14 protein-coding genes, 1 tRNA gene and 2 pseudogenes are annotated in these 17,549 nt (G+C 63.1%); 12 read left to right on the forward strand and 5 right to left on the reverse strand.

The window, feature by feature from the left end; translation table 11 throughout:
• Positions 1-97 precede the first annotated feature (97 nt).
• The 10 genes from AC0L4C_RS17330 (at position 98) to AC0L4C_RS17375 (ending at position 10,425) form a co-directional block, all read left to right on the forward strand.
• Entirely contained in the window at positions 98-1,972 is a 1,875-nt protein-coding gene (locus AC0L4C_RS17330; protein WP_473400966.1) for a bifunctional sugar phosphate isomerase/epimerase/4-hydroxyphenylpyruvate dioxygenase family protein, read from the forward strand.
• Positions 1,973-2,315: 343 nt separating this feature from the next.
• The gene (locus AC0L4C_RS17335; RefSeq protein ID WP_473400967.1) at positions 2,316-3,119 is read left to right on the forward strand and encodes an ATP-binding cassette domain-containing protein; all 804 of its coding nucleotides are present in this window, start codon (positions 2,316-2,318) and stop codon (positions 3,117-3,119) included.
• Positions 3,120-3,170: 51 nt separating this feature from the next.
• Positions 3,171-4,220: a sugar ABC transporter substrate-binding protein gene (locus AC0L4C_RS17340; protein WP_473400968.1), complete on the forward strand. Its 1,050-nt coding sequence runs from the start codon at positions 3,171-3,173 to the stop codon at positions 4,218-4,220.
• 157 nt (positions 4,221-4,377) lie between these two features.
• Positions 4,378-5,367: an ABC transporter permease gene (locus AC0L4C_RS17345; protein ID WP_473400969.1), complete on the forward strand. Its 990-nt coding sequence runs from the start codon at positions 4,378-4,380 to the stop codon at positions 5,365-5,367.
• A complete protein-coding gene (locus AC0L4C_RS17350; RefSeq protein WP_473400970.1) occupies positions 5,364-6,362 on the forward strand; it encodes an ABC transporter permease in 999 nt (332 codons plus the stop codon). Before AC0L4C_RS17345 ends, AC0L4C_RS17350 begins: the two co-directional genes overlap by 4 nt.
• 18 nt (positions 6,363-6,380) lie before the next feature.
• Positions 6,381-7,571: an enolase C-terminal domain-like protein gene (locus AC0L4C_RS17355; protein ID WP_473400971.1), complete on the forward strand. Its 1,191-nt coding sequence runs from the start codon at positions 6,381-6,383 to the stop codon at positions 7,569-7,571.
• 20 nt (positions 7,572-7,591) lie between these two features.
• Complete coding sequence (locus tag AC0L4C_RS17360) at positions 7,592-8,374, forward strand: IclR family transcriptional regulator (protein WP_473400972.1); 783 nt, start codon at positions 7,592-7,594, stop codon at positions 8,372-8,374.
• Positions 8,375-8,384: 10 nt separating this feature from the next.
• Positions 8,385-8,687, forward strand: coding sequence for an L-rhamnose mutarotase (locus tag AC0L4C_RS17365; protein ID WP_473400973.1), 303 nt, complete (start codon positions 8,385-8,387; stop codon positions 8,685-8,687).
• A 25-nt stretch (positions 8,688-8,712) separates the two neighbouring features.
• A complete protein-coding gene (locus AC0L4C_RS17370; RefSeq protein ID WP_473400974.1) occupies positions 8,713-9,627 on the forward strand; it encodes a dihydrodipicolinate synthase family protein in 915 nt (304 codons plus the stop codon).
• 483 nt (positions 9,628-10,110) lie between these two features.
• Complete coding sequence (locus AC0L4C_RS17375) at positions 10,111-10,425, forward strand: HNH endonuclease (RefSeq protein WP_473400975.1); 315 nt, start codon at positions 10,111-10,113, stop codon at positions 10,423-10,425.
• 172 nt (positions 10,426-10,597) lie between these two features.
• Here AC0L4C_RS17375 and AC0L4C_RS17380 read toward each other — a convergent pair whose 3' ends face one another.
• The 5 genes and pseudogenes from AC0L4C_RS17380 to AC0L4C_RS17400 form a co-directional block, all read right to left on the reverse strand.
• Positions 10,598-12,331: a site-specific integrase gene (locus tag AC0L4C_RS17380; protein WP_473403587.1), complete on the reverse strand. Its 1,734-nt coding sequence runs from the start codon at positions 12,329-12,331 to the stop codon at positions 10,598-10,600.
• 21 nt (positions 12,332-12,352) lie between these two features.
• Positions 12,353-12,529 (reverse strand): annotated as a pseudogene (locus AC0L4C_RS17385) (DUF6538 domain-containing protein); the annotation flags it as partial.
• Between the two features lie 192 nt (positions 12,530-12,721).
• Positions 12,722-12,796, reverse strand: a tRNA-Glu gene (locus AC0L4C_RS17390).
• A gap of 263 nt (positions 12,797-13,059) precedes the next feature.
• Complete coding sequence (locus tag AC0L4C_RS17395; protein WP_473400976.1) at positions 13,060-14,262, reverse strand: mandelate racemase/muconate lactonizing enzyme family protein; 1,203 nt, start codon at positions 14,260-14,262, stop codon at positions 13,060-13,062.
• A gap of 171 nt (positions 14,263-14,433) precedes the next feature.
• Positions 14,434-15,790 (reverse strand): annotated as a pseudogene (locus AC0L4C_RS17400) (mandelate racemase/muconate lactonizing enzyme family protein).
• A 127-nt stretch (positions 15,791-15,917) separates the two neighbouring features.
• Here AC0L4C_RS17400 and AC0L4C_RS17405 point away from each other — a divergent pair.
• Both AC0L4C_RS17405 and AC0L4C_RS17410 read left to right on the forward strand, forming a co-directional pair.
• Positions 15,918-16,700 carry an IclR family transcriptional regulator gene (locus AC0L4C_RS17405; RefSeq protein ID WP_473400977.1) on the forward strand — a complete coding sequence of 261 codons (783 nt, stop codon included), beginning with the start codon at positions 15,918-15,920 and terminating at the stop codon, positions 16,698-16,700.
• A gap of 38 nt (positions 16,701-16,738) precedes the next feature.
• Positions 16,739-17,521, forward strand: a complete 783-nt coding sequence (locus AC0L4C_RS17410) for an SDR family oxidoreductase (protein WP_473403550.1) — start codon at positions 16,739-16,741, stop codon at positions 17,519-17,521.
• Positions 17,522-17,549: the final 28 nt, after the last annotated feature.

Here is a 17,549-nt window from a genome sequence, read left to right on the forward strand (position 1 = left end):
CCTTTCGCGGAGCGCGGGATCCTCGCACCTCGCACTTGACCGCCAGGACTTCGACGACTACCCGTAATGTACGAACTAGTTCGTTTATAGGTGCAGCTTGAAGACCTCGATTGCAACGGTGTCGATCAGCGGCGACCTCGCCGAGAAGCTGGAAGCCGTTGCCGCGGCAGGATTCGACGGCGTCGAAATCTTCGAGAACGACTTCCTCACGTTTGGCGCGAGCGCCGGCGAGATTCGCCGGATGGTCCGGGATCTCGGCCTGACAATTACGCTGTTCCAGCCGTTTCGGGATTTCGAGGGGCTGCCGGAGCCTTTGCGGGCCCAAGCCTTCGAACGCGCCCGCCGTAAATTCGCGCTCATGAACGAGCTGGGCACCGACCTGATGTTGGTGTGCTCGAACGTGTCGCCGGCTGCACTCGGCGGCATCGACAGGGCGGCCGACGACTTCCGCGAACTCGGAGATATAGCCGCCGGCTTTGATGTCCGTGTCGGCTATGAAGCACTCGCCTGGGGCAGGCATGTCAACGATCACCGCGACGCCTGGGAGATCGTGCGGCGCGCCCATCACCCCCGCATCGGTCTGATCCTCGACAGTTTCCACACCCTGGCCCGCAAGATCGACCCCAACACGATCCGCTCGATCCCGGGCGACAAAATCTTCATCGTGCAACTGGCAGACGCGCCGTTGATCGAGATGGACCTGCTGTACTGGAGCCGGCATTTCCGCAACATGCCCGGCGAAGGTGACCTGCCCGTCGTCGAATTCATGCGCGCCGTCGCCGCCACCGGTTACGATGGACCGCTCTCGCTCGAGATCTTCAACGACCAGTTTCGCGGCGGATCACCGCGCGCTATCTCGGTCGATGGCAGGCGCTCCCTCATCAACCTGATGGACCAGGTCAATCGCATCGAGCCAGGCAACGCCATATCTGTTCCTGCAATGCCGGACAGGATTGGCGTCAGCGGCGTCGAGTTCGTCGAATTTGCGGCCGATCAGAGTGAGGCCGCGCAACTCCAGGCGCTGATCGAGGGGATGGGTTTCGTCAGCGCCGGCCGGCACAGGTCGAAAAGCGTCGAACTGTTCCGCCAGGGTCGGATCAATATTGTCATCAATACCGAGGCGGACGGCCTCGCGCACTCGAGCTGGGTAACGCATGGCATCTCCGCTTATGCCATCGGGCTGAAGGTTGCAGATGCCGCCGCCGCAGTGGCGCGCGCCCGCACTCTTGGCGCCCAGCCTTTCGAACAGAAGGTGGCCGAGGTAGAGCTTGCGATTCCCGCCATTCGCGGCGTCGGCGGCGGCGTGATCTATCTGCTGGATGACGGAAGCGATCTCGGCCGGGTTTGGGAGCACGAGTTCATCATGGCCGCCGCGCCGCCCGAGGCAGGGGCGGGACTGACGCGCATCGACCATGTTGCCCAGACCATGAACTACGACGAGATGCTAACCTGGGTGCTGTTCTATCGGTCGATTTTTGCGACGCACAAAAGCGGTGTAGTCGACGTGCCCGATCCGTCGGGCCTCGTTCGCAGTCAGGTGATCGAGAATGCCGAAGGCACGCTGCGGCTGACACTGAATGGCGCCGAGAACAACCGGACGCTTGCTGGACATTTCGTCACCAAGACCTTCGGCTCATCCGTACAGCACCTGGCCTTTGCCACCGACGACATCTTTGCCAGCGCCAAGAAAATGCGGCTCTCGATCCTGCCGATCAGCGAGAACTACTACAGCGACGTGGAGGCGAGACTCGGCCTTGACCCCGACTTCGTTGATCGCCTGCGCCGCCACAACATTCTCTACGATCGCGACGGCGAAGGTGAGTTCTTCCAGTTCTACAGCCCGACATTCGGCGAGGGTTTCTTCTTCGAGGTTGTCGAGCGCCGCGGTGGGTATTCAGGCTACGGCGCACCGAATGCCCCCTTCCGAATCGCCGCGCAGAAGCGCGCCTTGAGGCGCGCAGCTACTCCATAACAGCCAAGAGGCAGCCATTTCCTCGTCACTGCGCTGGATATCGGCGGCAGCAGTGTTCTCTGCCAAGCGATCCGCAACGGCGAAGCCTTCGATCGAAGTTGTGACATTAGCGGCCACTACCTCGGCGGACGCTATGGCGAGGATGGACCAGGGTTGCTGCGTCTGCAAAGGCACCCGCATACGGGTGTGAGCCAATCGCCACCCCCCGCAACTCAGCATGGTTGGCGCTTTCTACGACGAGCCATAACCCCTCAAGACGTATTGACAGAGCAACAGGAGACTCGCTAGCGTTCGGTATATGGTACGGTCGTTCCACATATGGAACGTTTAGGAGGCGTGCTAAATGGCTGATCCGGTTCCGACGCCAGTGCTTGAGGCACGGCACATAACGCGACATTTCGGTGCGGTAATTGCCCTTGCTGACGCTTCGGTGTCGCTGCGCAAGCAGGAAGTCTTAGGGCTGGTCGGCGACAATGGTGCCGGCAAATCCACACTGCTCAAGATCCTCTCCGGGATCGTCAGCCCGTCCAGCGGCGAGATCCTGATCGATGGCAAACCAGTACAGATCCGGCGCGCTCAGGATGCGATGGATGCGGGCATCGAGACAGTCTACCAGGACCTGGCGCTGGTCGACACCATGACCGCCTACCAGAACGTCTATCTGGGCCGCGAGGAGGTTTCCAAGAACCCGTTGGCGCGGCTGTTCAATCTTGTCGACGACAGGCAGATGCGGCAGCGCGCCCGCGAAGTGCTGGACTCGCTGCAGGTCAAGATTCCCTCGATCAACGTCACGGTCAAAGGCATGTCGGGCGGCCAGCGCCAGTGCCTCGCCATTGCGCGGGCATTGCTCTGGGGCCGCCGTATCGTCATCCTCGACGAGCCCACGGCCGCGCTCGGCGTGCGCGAGACCGGCCAGGTGCTCGATACCATCCGCGAGTTGCGCAAGCAGGACGTCAGCGTGATCATCGTCAGCCACAATATGCAGCAGCTGATGAGCGTTGCCGACCGCATCACGGTGATGCGGCTGGGGCGCTCGATCGCCACGCGCACCGTCAAGAACACAGAGGTTTCCGAAATCGTCGGGCTAATCACCGGAGCCATTCCGGGTGATGCCGACGCGGCAACCGCCACACCCATTCCGGCCTGAACCCAACGCCCGGCCGGTGACTACCAAAAGACATCTCAGGGAGGAGAACCCATGATGAAACTGACCCACGCTTTCGCCGTGATGGCGCTAGCCGTTCCGGCCGCGTTCGGCCTCGCCAGTACCGTGCAGGCGCAGGACACGTTCAAGCTCGGCATGGCCGTTGGCGGCAATCCGTGCTGCGACTGGATGAAGGCCCAGGGCGACGTCGCCCGCGCCCTCGCCGAGAAGGAGGGCTGGGATTATGTCGAGCTCTCCAACAACAACGATCCCGCAACCGCGCTCAAGAATGCACAGATCTTCGCGCAGGAAGGCGTCGACGCCGTCATCCAGTTCAACGGCCAGCCATCGTCGAACCCGGCCATCGCGCAGGTGCTGAAGGTCGCCAATATTCCGGTTGTCACCTATGACATCGCCGACCCCGGCATGTATTTCGTCGGCATCGACAATCTCGGCGCCGGCATTGCCGGTGGCGAACAGCTCGGTGCGCTGATCAAGGAAAAGTGGGACTGCAACCCCGACCTCGTGATCTCGGCTGAAGGCGCTGCCGCCGGCATCGTCAACGAGTGGCGGACGGGCGGCATGCGCACCGGCCTCAAGAATGTCTGCCCGGACATTCCGGACGAGAAGTGGGTGAGCTTCGAGAGCCAGGGCGACGCCGCCGTGGGCCTGCCGGCTGCCCGCGACCTGCTCGCCGCGCATCCCGATGCCACGAAGATGGCCGTGGTCGGTCTCAATGACGGCGGCGTGCTGTCGCTGATCAACGCCGCCGAACAGCTCGGTCGTGCCGACGAAGTGCTCGGCTGGGGACAGGACGGCGCTTTCATCACCGGCGACAACGTCAACCCGCACCTCGTCGGTTCGGTGTTCTACTTCCTCGAAGGCTACGCCGTGTATGCTATCAAGGACGTGATCAAGCCAATCGCCGAAGGCAACGTGCCGCCGCTCAAGGCCGATGCCGGCGACCCGGCGTCAAAGGTCAAGCCGTGCCCGGTTTCGGCCGAGCAGGCCAAGGCCGTGCCGGAGATGAACGAACGCGTCGCCCAGCTGTTGGCCGCTCCGGCCGGCACAACGGAATACGACCTGTTCTGCCCGAATAAGTAAGGGCTCCACACTCTCGTCCCTCTCCCCCTTGGGGAGAGGGGCAGGGTAGCCCACGCGTTCTCGTGTGTTGCGCTCCCGCCATTCGGCGCTTTGCGCCACCTTCTCCCCAGCGGGGCGAAGGGACCGACTGCAAGATCTGACTCCACCGGAACCACCCATGTCCCTCAATCCAGCCATTGAAACCGCGTCGCCGGCTGTGCCGCTGAAGGTTCGCTTCGGCGGCTGGGGCACGGCCCTGATGCTGGCTGGGGTTTGGCTGGCGCTGATCGTGGCGACCACGCTCTACCGTCCCGATTTCTTCTCGCACCAGACGCTGCTGGCGGTGACCTTCACCATGGCGGTGGTCGGTGTCCTCGCCATCGGCCAGGGGCTGGTGGCGATCTCCGGCGGCTTCATCGATCTCAGCCAGCCGGCAACGCTGATCACGGCCAGCCTTGTCACCGTGCGGCTCTCTGAAGCCGGGCTGCCGCTGCCGGTGGTGATCCTCGGCGCGGTGCTGACCGGCATCCTCTGTGGTGCGGTCAATGCGGCGCTCATCGTCTTCGCCCGGCTCAATCCCGTCATCGTGACGCTCGCGACCAATTTCATCGGCCTTGCGTCGCTGTTCCTCGTGTTCCAGCTCGCCGAAGTCCCGCGCGGCAGCGACATCCATGCCTTCGGCCGCACCAATCTCCTCGGGCTACCGGCGATCTGGTGGCCGATGCTGGGCCTCGTGCTGCTTGTCGGCTTCCTGTTGCCACGGACGCGCTATGGCCGCCGCGCCATTGCAGTGGGCGGCAACCGTTCTGCTGCCAAGGCGCGCGGCATTTCGCTGACGGCGACGCGGTTCGCCATCTTCATGGCAGCGGGCGGCTTTGTCGGCTTTGCCGCAGTGCTGTTCGCAGCGACCAGCGGACCGTTCAATCCGGGCTCGGGCAATGGCCTGCAGCTCAACATCATCGCTGCCGTGATCCTCGCCGGCATCTCACTGGCCGGCGGGCGCGGCAATTTCTGGATGCTGCTGCTCTCGGTCGGCTTCCTCTCGACGGTGCCGACTTCGTTGGTGTTCTTCGGGCTGAGCTCGGACACGCAATCGATCTTCCAGGGCTTCATCCTCGTCATCGCCGTGGCGATCGACGGCTACCGTGCGCGGAAGGCACCGCAATGACAGACACGACAGCCAACTCCACTAGCTACGTGGTGCCGCACAATCGCCTGCGCGAGCTGTTGACGGGGTCGGTGGCCTCGATCCTCATCACCTTCATCGCGGTGATCGCAGTGGGCTGGTTCTGGGTGGGGCCAAAGTTCCTTTCGTTCGGCAACATCTCGATCATGGGCAGCTTCGTCATCGTGCCGCTTGTTGTCGGTGCCTTTGCGGGCTTTGCACTGCTCGCCGGAGTTGTCGATCTCTCGATCGGTTCGATGGTGGGATTTTCGTCGGCATGTTTTGCGCTGCTGCTGTCGATCGGCTGGGACCCGGTGTCTGCGGGGGCAGTGACGCTGGCGCTCTGCCTTGTCTTCGGCGGGATCAACGCCATCGCCATCGTCGCGTTCGGCGCCGAGCCGATTGCGGCGACGCTGGGCATGCTGGTCGCCCTGCGCGGGATCTCATGGGTCCTGGTCGGCTCCTCAGGCTCGATCTTCGCCTTCAATGTCGACCTCTTTACCATCGTCAACCAGACGCTGTTTGGACTGCCGCTATTCTTCCTCATCGCCGTCCTGCTCACCGTGATCGCCGCCATCATCGTGACCAAGACCAAGCTTGGCCGGCACGTGCAGGCGGTCGGGGGCGATGACCGGGCAGCGGCGCGAGCCGGTATTTCCGTGAAGCGGGTACGCGCCGCGGCGCTGCTCTTGTCAGCCTTTGGCGCCGGTACTGGCGGCATCATCTATGCCGGCCAACTCGGCTCGGCGGCGCGAGCGACGGGCTTCGGCCTCGAATTCCAGGTCTATGCGGCGCTGATGATCGGCGGCTATTCCATCCTGCGCGGTGGCGTCGGCAATCCGATCGGCGGGGCGCTCGGCCTGCTTGCGGTGGCCGGAGTATCCAATATTCTCGATCTTAGGGCGATCAGCCCATACTACGTGAACATCATAGTCGGCCTGCTGCTGCTCGCCGCCGTGCTGCTCGATCGCCTGCGTGGCGGCGACGCCTACGAATAACTCCTGAAAGGCAAAGACGTGAAGATCACCGATATCCGCATCAAGACGTTCCGCACCTATGCCGATCGCTGGGACGTGGGCCATGCCCTGCCCGTGCCCAAGGCCGACTTGATGCAGACAGTTCTTGCCATCGAAACCGACGAGGGCGTTACCGGCTACTACCTGGGCGGCGGGTCGCATGGCGATGCCGAGGGCCTCAATGTGGTCGACCAGCAGATGATCCGCGGCCGCATCCTGCCGCTGCTCAAGGGGCAAGATCCACTCGATCGCGAGATGGTCTGGAAATGGCTCTGGGTCAACAATACGCCCGAGAATGTCGCGAGCGTGATCGACAACGCGCTCTGGGACCTCGCGGGGCGCGCCTTCAACACGCCGGTCTACAAACTGATGGGCGGGGCCGGACGCGAGAAGGTCAAAGCCTATGCATCGACCTATCCCAATATCGGCGTGCCGCGCGTCTATGCCGAGCATGCGCTGGCCTGCAAGAACGAAGGCTATCAAGCCTACAAGATCCATCCGCACTATTTCTGGAACCCCGAGACGAAGCAGCCGACGCCCGGCCGCCCCTCCAACATCAAGGCCGATATCGAGACCTGCCATCTGGTGCGCGAGGCGGTGGGGCCGGACTATGTGCTGATGTTTGACCCCTGGGGCACCTACATGACCATGGAAGAGGCCATCCAGGTCGGGCGAGAGCTCGAGAAGCTCAACTTCTACTGGTACGAGCACCCGATGCCGGAATACCGAGTGGAGAGCTATGTCCGGCTGAGCCGCGAACTTTCGATCCCGATCCTCTCCCCGGAAATCGTGGCGGGCGGGGTGTTCTCACGAGCCGAATGGATCCTGCGCGGGGCGGGCGACATGAGCCGCATCGATGTGGTGCGCGGCGGCATTACCGGGGCGCGAAAGACGGCAATCGTGGCCGAGGCCTACGGCCTGCGCTGCGAAATGCACATGGCCGGTTGGGGCAACCTGCAGGTCATCGGCGCGACGTCGGAAGATACCTCCGAATACTACGAAAAAGGCCTGTTGGCGCCCGGTGTCGATTACGATGCGCCGCACCCCTATCTCAGGAACACCTGCGACAAAATCGACTCCGAAGGCTATGTCCACATGCCAAAAGGTCCGGGCATGGGCTACGAAATCGAGTGGGACTATATCGACGACAACCTGATCGATCCCTTGGCCCTTGAAAAGAAGTTCTGGTAGGCGCGAGGGGCGGCCGTACGATGTCGAGCATCAAGCGATCAGTGCAGGTAATGGAGCTATTGGCACGCAAGAGCCCATTGGGTGTACGTGCCATTGCTTCGGCGCTTGGCCTGCCGCTCGGTTCAGTACACCGGCTGCTGCTAGACCTCGAGGAAGAGGGGATTACGGAACGTTCACTTAACGGTGAGTGGGAATTGTCATTCCGGCTCCTGGAGATCACCGGCATCCAGCTCGAGCGCATTGCCCTGCCCTCGCTGGCCCGCCCGTTCGCCGAGCATATAGCCGAGGCGACGCGCGAGACGGTCAACATCAATGCCCTGACTGGCATCCATGGCGTCTGCATCGACAAGGTCCGTGGCTCAGAAGGTATGCAGCTTGATCTCCGCATCGGTTCGCGCGGCTCGATCTATTGCGGCGGCGCCGGTAAGGCGATGCTGGCTTACATGAACGATGTCGACCAGCAGAAGGTGCTGGACGGCCCCATGCCTTCTCTCACTCCCAAGACCATCACGGACCCGGCGGCGCTCAAGGCTGAACTCATCCGTATCAAGGCGCGCGGCTACTCGATCGACAACCAGGAGGTGGTGATGGGCGTCTATTGCGTCGCTGTGCCGATCCTCGATGCCAATGGCAGGCCGGCTGGGGCCATCAGCATCACCGGCTCGTCGGTGAAGAAGCCGGGTCCGGAGATCCAGCCCCTGGTCGACATGCTCAACGAGGCCTGCGGGCATGTCAGCCGGCGCCTCGGGTTCAGGGGCGAGTGGCCGGTAGTCGCGTCCGCTCTCGCCCGCAAGAGCGCGTGAGGGGGAAGTGATGCGGCACGCGTGGGTGATGAAGCTCAAGCCCGGCAACGAGGCGATCTACAAGCAGAAGCATGACCAGATCTGGCCCGAGATGCTGGCGTTGATGAAGCGCAATGGCACACGCAACTTCTCGATCTATCGCTACGGGCTGCTTCTTTTCGCCTACCAGGAGGTCGACCATATGGTCGTGCCTGGCACGCCAATCGACCCGATTGTCTGGAAATGGTGGGAGATGATGGCGCCCTACATGGAAACCAACCCGGACTACTCGCCCGTGCAGGAGCCGCTCGAAGAGATGTTCCACGCCGATTGACTGCTGTTCTGACCAGAGAGTTTTTATGTCCCTCCCCTTGCTTCATGGCGTCGTTCCAATCCTCGTCACACCGTTCCATGAGGACGGCAGGATAGATGAGGAAAGCCTCGCCAACTTGATTGAGTTCAACATCACCGCTGGCGTCCATGGGCTGGGCGTGGCGCTGGGCAGTGAGATCTTCAAGTTCAACGAAGCCGAGCGCGAGCAGGTGACACACTGCGTCATAAAGGCGACACGCGGGCGCGTGCCGATCGTCATCAATTCGGGCGCGGCGGGCACCGACCTCGCCGTCTACTACTCGAAGGCGGCCGAAGCAGCGGGGGCCGACGCACTGATGGTGATCCCGCCCTCGTTCATGCCAGCAAGCCCCGACGAAATCTTCGACTACTACGTCGCCATCGACAAGGCTGTAGGCATCCCGATCATTCTTCAGGATGTGCCGCAGGGGCCGGTGCCACCTGGGCTGGCGTTGCGCATCGCGGACGCTTGCCGAAACGTCTCCTACATCAAAGTCGAGACGGTGCCGGTCACTGGCAAGGTTGCGGCGATGTCGGCCACGGCCGGCAACAAGCTCACGATCTTTGGCGGCGCCGGGGGTAGCTATTTTATTGAGGAGATGCGGCGCGGAGCACTGGGCACAATGCCGTTCTGCAGCCAGCCGGCCGACTTTGTGGCGGTGTGGAACGCATTCCGAGCAGGCGACGAGACGCAGGCCCGCGAACGGTTCGATGGCACGATCATGGCGATCAACCGGCTGGGCAACCAGGGTGGCGACATTTTCTACTTCATGCACAAGCAACTGCTGGTGAGGCGTGGCGTGATCCGCACCGCAGTGGTGCGCGGTCCGACCACGGCGATTGACGCGGTTACGGCGCGAGAGATCGATGACCTGCTGGCGCAGGTCGTCCCGAAGGCGATTCCCTTTACCAAGCTGACCTGAAGCTGATGGATCCATTTGAGCAGAGGCCGGTCGGCCGCACCCGGGTCATGCTGCCGCGACTCGGCTTCGGCGGGGCCCTGGGCAACCACTTCACGGTCGTGAGTAATGTAGATGCGGAAGCAACAATGGATGCCGCATGGGCCGGCGGCGTCCGCTGACACGTCACCGTGATACGGCCGAGGGCTCAGCGAGCGCCGCATGGGCAACTATTTGCTGAACCAACCGCGGGCGGAGGTTCGGCTCTCTACCAAGGTCGGCCGCATCTTCACCTCACCGGCCGATCCGGAAGCCTTTGCCAGAACGGACCGAAGCTGGCCCGAGGGGCTCCAATCGAGCACCATTACGACTATTCTTACGATGGAGTGATGCGGTCCTACGAAGACAGCCTGCAGGCGGCTGGCGATGAACCGCATCGACATACTCCGTAGCAGACCGCCCATGTGCGGGGCATCGAGGCGGTGTGCAAGCGACATGGCGTGCCGCTTGCTGCTGCCGCGCTGCAGTTCCCCGCTCCACCATCCGATGGTCGCTTCGGTGATCCCGGGTGCATTTCATCCCGCGCATCCGCTGTCCTGCAAGGCATGCGACATGAACTTCGCGGAGCGCTATGGCGCGATCGCCAGCGGTTTCATCGAAGTCCACCACACGGTGCCGGTTTCAAAGCTTGTAGCCGGGTATGTCATCGACCCCCGGACCGACCTGATCCCCCTGTGTTCCAACTGCCATTCAGTGGCACACCGGCAGGATCCTCCGATTTCCGCTGCTGACATCCGCAGACTGCTCCAGCCTCAAGGTTGAGTTCGGACCGCCATCAAACCAGCCGACCTTGCAGATCGCGTCCGCTTCGCGACCGGGCTCTAGTGAACGGAGCCACGTCAGTGGCTGCAAGGCCAGGAAATCCAGGGTTCGGGCGGGCCCGGAAAGCGCAGGAAACTGGCGGAGAGGAGCGATTCGAACCCCGACCCGTGAGCTATATTGTCCCGGACGAGTTCTCCGAGCGCGCATGCTTCGTCCCCCTAGTGGCGTTCTTCTGCCAAACCGCGTCTATCGCCCGGATATCGTAGGGCAGTGTCACGTGATCCACGAATTTCTTGAGCACCGGGATATGCACCGCGTCCGTGTAGCGTGCCTGCTGCCCGCCCCGCTTCTTCGGGCTGTGGCCGGTAATGCTGTCGATGATAGCCTCGTTTACGTTCAGATTGACGAGCATCGTGCGCACCCGATGGCGGAACGGGTGATAGACGCCATCGCTTTCGCTGCCGTCCTTGCGGACAACTTCCATTCCGACCTTGTCCATCATGCGCGCGACGCGCTTGCCGATCGCGTCACCAAACACATCGTTGGCCGCACTCCTGGTTAGTTCGGCGAAGAGCATTTCATCCAGATTTCGTCCCGTAACCATTTCATCAACGAAGCCGAGTTCCAGCAGGTCTCGATGCAGTGGGACATACCTCCGCGACCATGGAGTTTTGAGGTCGATGTCCGCTGCGTGAAGATCGAACACCCAGATCCCTTCGATCTGGCGCACGTGACGGACCCTGAGCTGGCTGAACTCCTCGCGTCGCATGCCGTGGAGTCCGGCAATGATTGGAGTCCAGTAAAGCCCGTCGCGGACGATCACCGTTCCAGCCTCGTTGTAGAAGTACTCTGACCTGCGCACGGTATAGACGGGATGCCGAAACAGTTTTGCGATCTGATCATCAGGCCAACCGGGACGCTCCTCGTTGACCTCCAAGCCGGTCACTGCCGCCCCTGTAGGAAGCATGAACCCGTTCCAGAACGGCTTATCGGGCTCCGGCATCTTCTCGTGCTTTATGGCCCATTCGAAGAATGGCGCGATGACGCATAGATGCTTATTGACGGTCGTGTTCTGAAGTCGGACGTAGTTTTTGTTGCGGCTCTCGGCCTCGGCAATCACCTGGAGGATAGGCTTCGTGCGCTCGCTGGCTGAACGCCAATAGTGCTTCGGAAGCCTAATCAAGGTTTCCTGAAAGCGGCTTACGTCGCTTCGACGATAGCCGGTCAAAGCACGATCGCCGACCACCTCGCACCAAATGCGAATGCTGGACTGGGCGTCCTGCAGGGCGCTTTTTGCAAGCTCCCTGGTGGCCATGCGCCGCTGCAGCGATTCAATGATCACCTCCGAGAACAGCGGCCCGGAAATCTCCGCTGGCGCCGCAGAAGAGGCGCGGGTATCGGCCATTTCTGGAGGCGGCACCGTGGGCGGCATTGCAGCCGGCCCTACCGCAGATGCGATGTGAGCGGGTCCGACCACGGTCAGCTCTAGCTGGCTTATCAGTCGTGAGAGGTGGACGCGCCAGCGTTCAACCGGCAACCCGCGAAGGCCGCGGCCAAGGTCATGACGGTCGGCCAGTTCTATTGCGGCGCCCAGGTAGTAGCTGGAAAGTGCCAAGGTGATTTCGCGGCCGGCGCGGTGCATGTCCGGCGCGTCGCTGGGCGGTTCAATCCCGGCCTCGACGAAGCGGTGCCCGATAAAGGAGACGTCATGCAGGCTTGCACCGGCCCCATGCGCGGCAAGCGCCATTTCGGCCATTTCGGCAAGGTGAAGCGCGTTGTCACGCGGGGTGCCCAGGGTGCGGCCATGAGCGAGGACGAAGCGGGCATCATGCCGCTCGTCGCCTTCGCGCCACGCATTAATTGTGGCCGCAACAACACGGGAAAGGTCGGCACTGTTCAGGTTCATGTCACGCACCGCACTCTCAAAGAACGCGTCAACAGCAACCGCGACCTGACGGGCGCCACGCTCGGCCGAATCCCTGCTGACGATTCCAAGGGTCGCACAGATTTCGGTTCGCGCAAGTCGGGCACGCAGGGCCCCGGGGACCTTGCGGCGAAACACGGAGGCACGGCCCTTGAGCCGCAAGTATGATCCAACGCCCATCGTGGACGCTCCAGCAATGCCGGCGTGCCGTCAGCGAAGCGGCAGAACCTTCCCCAGCGGTTCCGCACCGCTCCGGAATGACAGGAGTGACGCCGGTGGCCAATCCGGTGGCCAAATCGGTGGTAAAGCCCACGATCTGGCCGGTTAGGCTGGCTCTAACCTGCTGGAAAGATTGATGTTTTGCTGAGAGTTTGGCTGGGGAACCTGGATTCGAACCAAGATTGACGGAGTCGAGAGTCCGCTGTTCTACCGTTGAACTATTCCCCAAGCGCGCTGGCGCAAGGAAAGACGAGCGGCGCGGGGGCCGCGGGCGTCGTTTCGGGGTGCCTTGTAGCGGCAATGCGGGCGGGGATCAACTGGTTTTCCCCAAGATCGGCACCCGTGGCGAAAAGACGTAAAAACGTCGCAGTTTTGAAGGGGTTAGCGGGTCGAGGCGGTGGCCCGAAGGGCCGCCCTGCCCGCCCCTGGCCGTGTCCGCCCTGTGGGGAAAGCGTTTCCCCGCAAGGCGGACCGGACCGGGAGGTTCGGGATCAGGCGTCGAAGAAACCGGCGTCTTCTTCGCGCAGGTACTTTTTGGCGCCTTCAGGATCGATATCGAGGCCGAGGCCCGGAGCGGGCAGCAGCTCGACATGGCTGTCCTTGACGATCGGGCCATCGGGCAGGCCGATGACGATGTCATGCCACCACGGATCGGAGGCGGACGGATATTCGAAGGCGATGTAGTTGGCCGGCAGGGTGGCGCAGACGTTGATCAGCGCGCCGAGGCCGAGCAGGCCGTTGGCGGTGCCGTGCGGCGCCATCATGATGGAGTGCATGTAGGCGTGCTCGGCCACCCACTTGAGCTCGGCAATGCCGCCGATATCGGCGGGATCGGGACCGACGACGCGGATGGCCTGGGTCTCGATCAGTTCCTTGAAGTTGTGGCGCAGGTAGATCTGCTCGCCGGTATGGATGGGCGTGGTGGTGGAGGTGGTGAGCTCGCGATAGGCCTGCGGGTTGACCCACGGCACATAGTCGCCGGTCAGCATGTCCTCGAGCCACATCAGGTTGTGCTCTTGGACGTTGTTGGCAAAGCGGATGGCGTCGTTGAGGAACCAGCCAGGGCCGCAGTCGAGGGCAAGGCCGACCTTGTCGCCGAGCACTTCCTTCATGGCGACGACGCATTCGAGCATCTGGCCCATGGCATAGGTGCTGATCTGGCCCTGGTCCATGGCGCCGTGATATCCGGGCGGCTGGCTGGTGCCGTAGTGGAAATCGGGGATCGAGCGCTTCTGGTTGGAGTGGAAGCCGATGCCCTGCTTGACCATGAAGAAGTTTTCGGGCCGCTCCATCATCCACTTGACGTCGGCGGCGTAGTCCTCGGGCTTGTCGCCGGTGCGATGCTGGCGGATGGAACCGTTATAGACCCGCACCTTGTCGCGCACCTTGCCGCCGAGCAGCTTGTAGCTGGGGACGTTGAGGGCCTTGCCGGCGATGTCCCAGAGAGCATGCTCGATGACCGAGACGGCGGCGCCATGCGGCTTGAACGAGCCGCGCTGGCGGATCTTGAGCATGCAGCGCTCGACATCGGTGGGGTCCTCGCCGATGAGCGCATCGCGGAAATGCATGACCCACGGCTTGATGTAGGGCTTGGTGTATTCCACCTCGCCCAGACCATACAGACCCTCGTCGGTGACGATGCGGACAATCGGGTGCTTGCCGATAACGGCACAGCGCACGTCAGTGATTTTCATAAATCGTTCCCTCAAACCCGTTCAATGATGAACAGGTTACTCCCATATCTGGAATTCTTGAAACCGGTGTGCGCGCGCGTCAACGCGGGCGCCGGCATTTCGACATCAGACTTCCGTCGCCCTCGCTGGCTGCGCTCCCCCCGGGTCCGGTGGAGCGCTGCCCGCAGGCGATCAGCTCCAGGTGCGGTCCCAGGAGTCGCTCGTTGTCCCACTGGTCGGTGGGCAGCCAGATGCCTTTGACGCCATCCTGCAGGTGCTGGCTGATGACCTCGTCGACGACGTCGTCGATACCGAGGCCGGGCTTGTCCGGCACTTCGATGAAGCCGTCCTTGACCAGCGGCTTGGGCAGGCCGGTGACGATGTCGTCCCACCACGGCACTTCGACGCTGTGATATTCAAGCGCCATGAAGTTCTCGGTGGCGACCGCGACATGCGCGGCGGCCATGGCGGCGATGGGGCTTTCGGCCATGTGGATGGCCATGGCGACGCCATGCTGCTGGGCGGCATCACCGATCTTCTTGGTTTCGAGAATGCCGCCGGAGGTGAGGAGATCGGGGTGGATGACCGAGATGCCGGCCTTGAACAGCGGCTCGAAGTCTTCCTTGAGATAGATGTCCTCGCCGGTGCAGATCGGCACCGAGGTGGCTTCCTGCAGGCGACGATAGCCTTCGGTGTGCTGCCAGGGAATCACGTCCTCGAGCCAGGCCGGGGTGTACTGTTCGATGCGCTGCGCCAGCCGGATGCCGTCCTGCATGGAGATGTGACCGAGGTGGTCGATGGCCAGCGGGATCTCCGGGCCGATCTCGGCACGCACCTCGGCGATGTACTGCTCGAGCAGGTCGAGGCCCTTGTCGGAAAAATGCAGCCCGGTGAACGGATGCATGACGTTCTGGGCGTCGTAGACCAGGTTGCGCGCCTTGCGCTCCTCGAGCGTTCTGGCCTTCATGCCGCCGGCATGGTGGCGGAAGGCGTCGAGCACGCCGGAGGGGCCGACGACCGCGCCTGGCACATCGGCGATTTCCATCAGGCCAAGGTCCATCTTGAGGAAGGTGAAGCCCAGGTCCATGCGCTGCTTGAGGCGCTTGCCCATCTCGGTACCGCTCGGCCGGTCGGCATCGGTGTCGCAGTAGACGCGCACCTTGTCGCGGAACTTGCCGCCGAGCATCTGGTAGATCGGCACGCCGTAGGCCTTGCCGGCCAGGTCCCAGAGCGCGATCTCGATGGCCGAGACGCCGCCGCCCTGACGGCCGTGGCCGCCGAACTGCTTGATGCGCCGGAACAGCCGGTCGACATCGCAGGGGTTCTCGCCGAGCAGGCGGCTCTTGAGCATCAGTGCATAGGTGGCGCTGGCGCCATCGCGCACTTCGCCGAGGCCGACAATGCCCTGGTTGGTGTAGATCTTGAGCAGCGCCGAGGTGAACGGCGCGCCGACGATCTCGGCGACACGAATGTCGGTAATACGCAGATCGCTGGGCCGCGAACTGGTGCGAATGTTGTCCTCGATCGCTTCGGTGGCGCTGGCAGTCATGGTCGGTGGTCCTCCCGTTTTCCTCTTGCGGCATTTGTTATAGCTGAAATCGCGGCGTCTATTATCCCAAATATGAACTTCACGTGTGTCTCATATGGTGCTAAACGTGAGGTGGGGAGACTGACTGATGCTGAAGGACGACAGCGTCCGCAACGGCGTGCCGGTGCTGGAACGCACGATCGCAATGCTCGATCTGTTCGAACGCGAGCCGGATGGCGCGACCATCCGCAAGCTGACGCGCGAACTCGACCTGCCCCGGTCGACGGTCTACCGAATCCTCAACACCCTGCTGGCGCACCGGCTGGTCCGGCGCAACGCGGAGGGCGTGTTCTCGCTGGGACCGCGACTGACGGCGCTCGCGGCGCAGGTCAAGAGCACCGACACCAGCTACGATCTCGTCGAGATCGCAACACCGGTAGCGCAGCAGCTGCGCGACGAGCTGGGCGAACCGACCAAGCTCTCGGTGCGTGATGGCGACAAGGCCAGGGTGATCGTGGCCATCCTGGGCAAGCATGAATACAGCCCTGCCCCGTCGGTCGGCACCAGCTACCCGCTGCATGCCGGCGCGGCCAGCAAGATGATCATGGCGCATATGTCGGCCGAAGATCTCGAGCAGCACCTGGCCGGGCCGATGACGCAGTACACCACCAAGACCATTGTCGATCCCGACAAGCTGCGCGCCGACCTCGCCCGGATCCGCAAGCAGGGCTTCGCTGTCGAGATGGGCGAACACAGCGCAACGGTGCATGCGGTGGCGGCACCGGTCTACGATCCGGGCGGCCGTTTTCTCGGCGCACTGAGCATTCCATTCCTGGCCGACAAGGACGCCACTCTACGCGAGCGCCTGCGGCTGGGCGTCATACGTGCGGCGGCGACAATTACCGCCAGAATACCCAGGGGGGACAGTTGAGCACACAGACTAGCACTAAAGGATCGGGCAGCAGAGATCTGGACATGGCCGGCAAGGTTGCGCTGGTGACCGGCGGCGGTTCGGGGATCGGCGCTGCTGCGGCGCGGCTGCTGGCAGCACGCGGCGCCAGGGTCGGGCTGATCGATATCGTCGAAGCCGGGATGACGGCCGTCTGCGCGGAGATTGCGGCGGCAGGCGGCGAGGCGTTCTCCATCGTGGCCGATGTCAGCGACGAGGCGCAGATGCGCGCCGCATTCGAGCGGATTGCGACAGAGACGGAGCGGCTCGACACGCTGGTGCTGGCGGCGGGGATCAACGGCGTCTGGGCGCCGATCGACGACATCACGCCGGCCGAGTGGGACCGGACCATGAATAGCAACCTGCGCGGGACCTACCTGGCTCTGCACCTCGGCGTGCCGATGCTGAGGGCGGCCGGCGGCGGGGCGATCACCATCATCGCGTCGGTCAACGGGCAGCGGACGTTCAGCACCACCGGGGCCTCGTGCTACTCGGCGAGCAAGGCGGCGCAACTGGCGCTGGCGACGCAGCTGGCACTGGAACTGGCCAAGTCCCACATCCGGGTGAACACTATCTGCCCGGGCTCGACAGTGACCGGGATCGGCATCAACACGTTCCGCCGCAATACCGAGGAGACGCGCATTCCGGTGCAGTTCCCCGAGGGGGACGTGCCGATCACCGGCGGCAAGCCGGCCAGCGCCAGCGACATCGCCGACGGCATCGCGTTCCTCAGTTCGCCCGAGGCGCGCCACATCACCGGCGCGGTGCTCAACATCGACGGAGGGCAGAGCCTGATCCGCTAGCGCGCCAGTGGACGGGGCGCCGGGCCGT

The sequence above is a fragment of the Devosia sp. J20-27 genome (genome assembly GCF_055808595.1).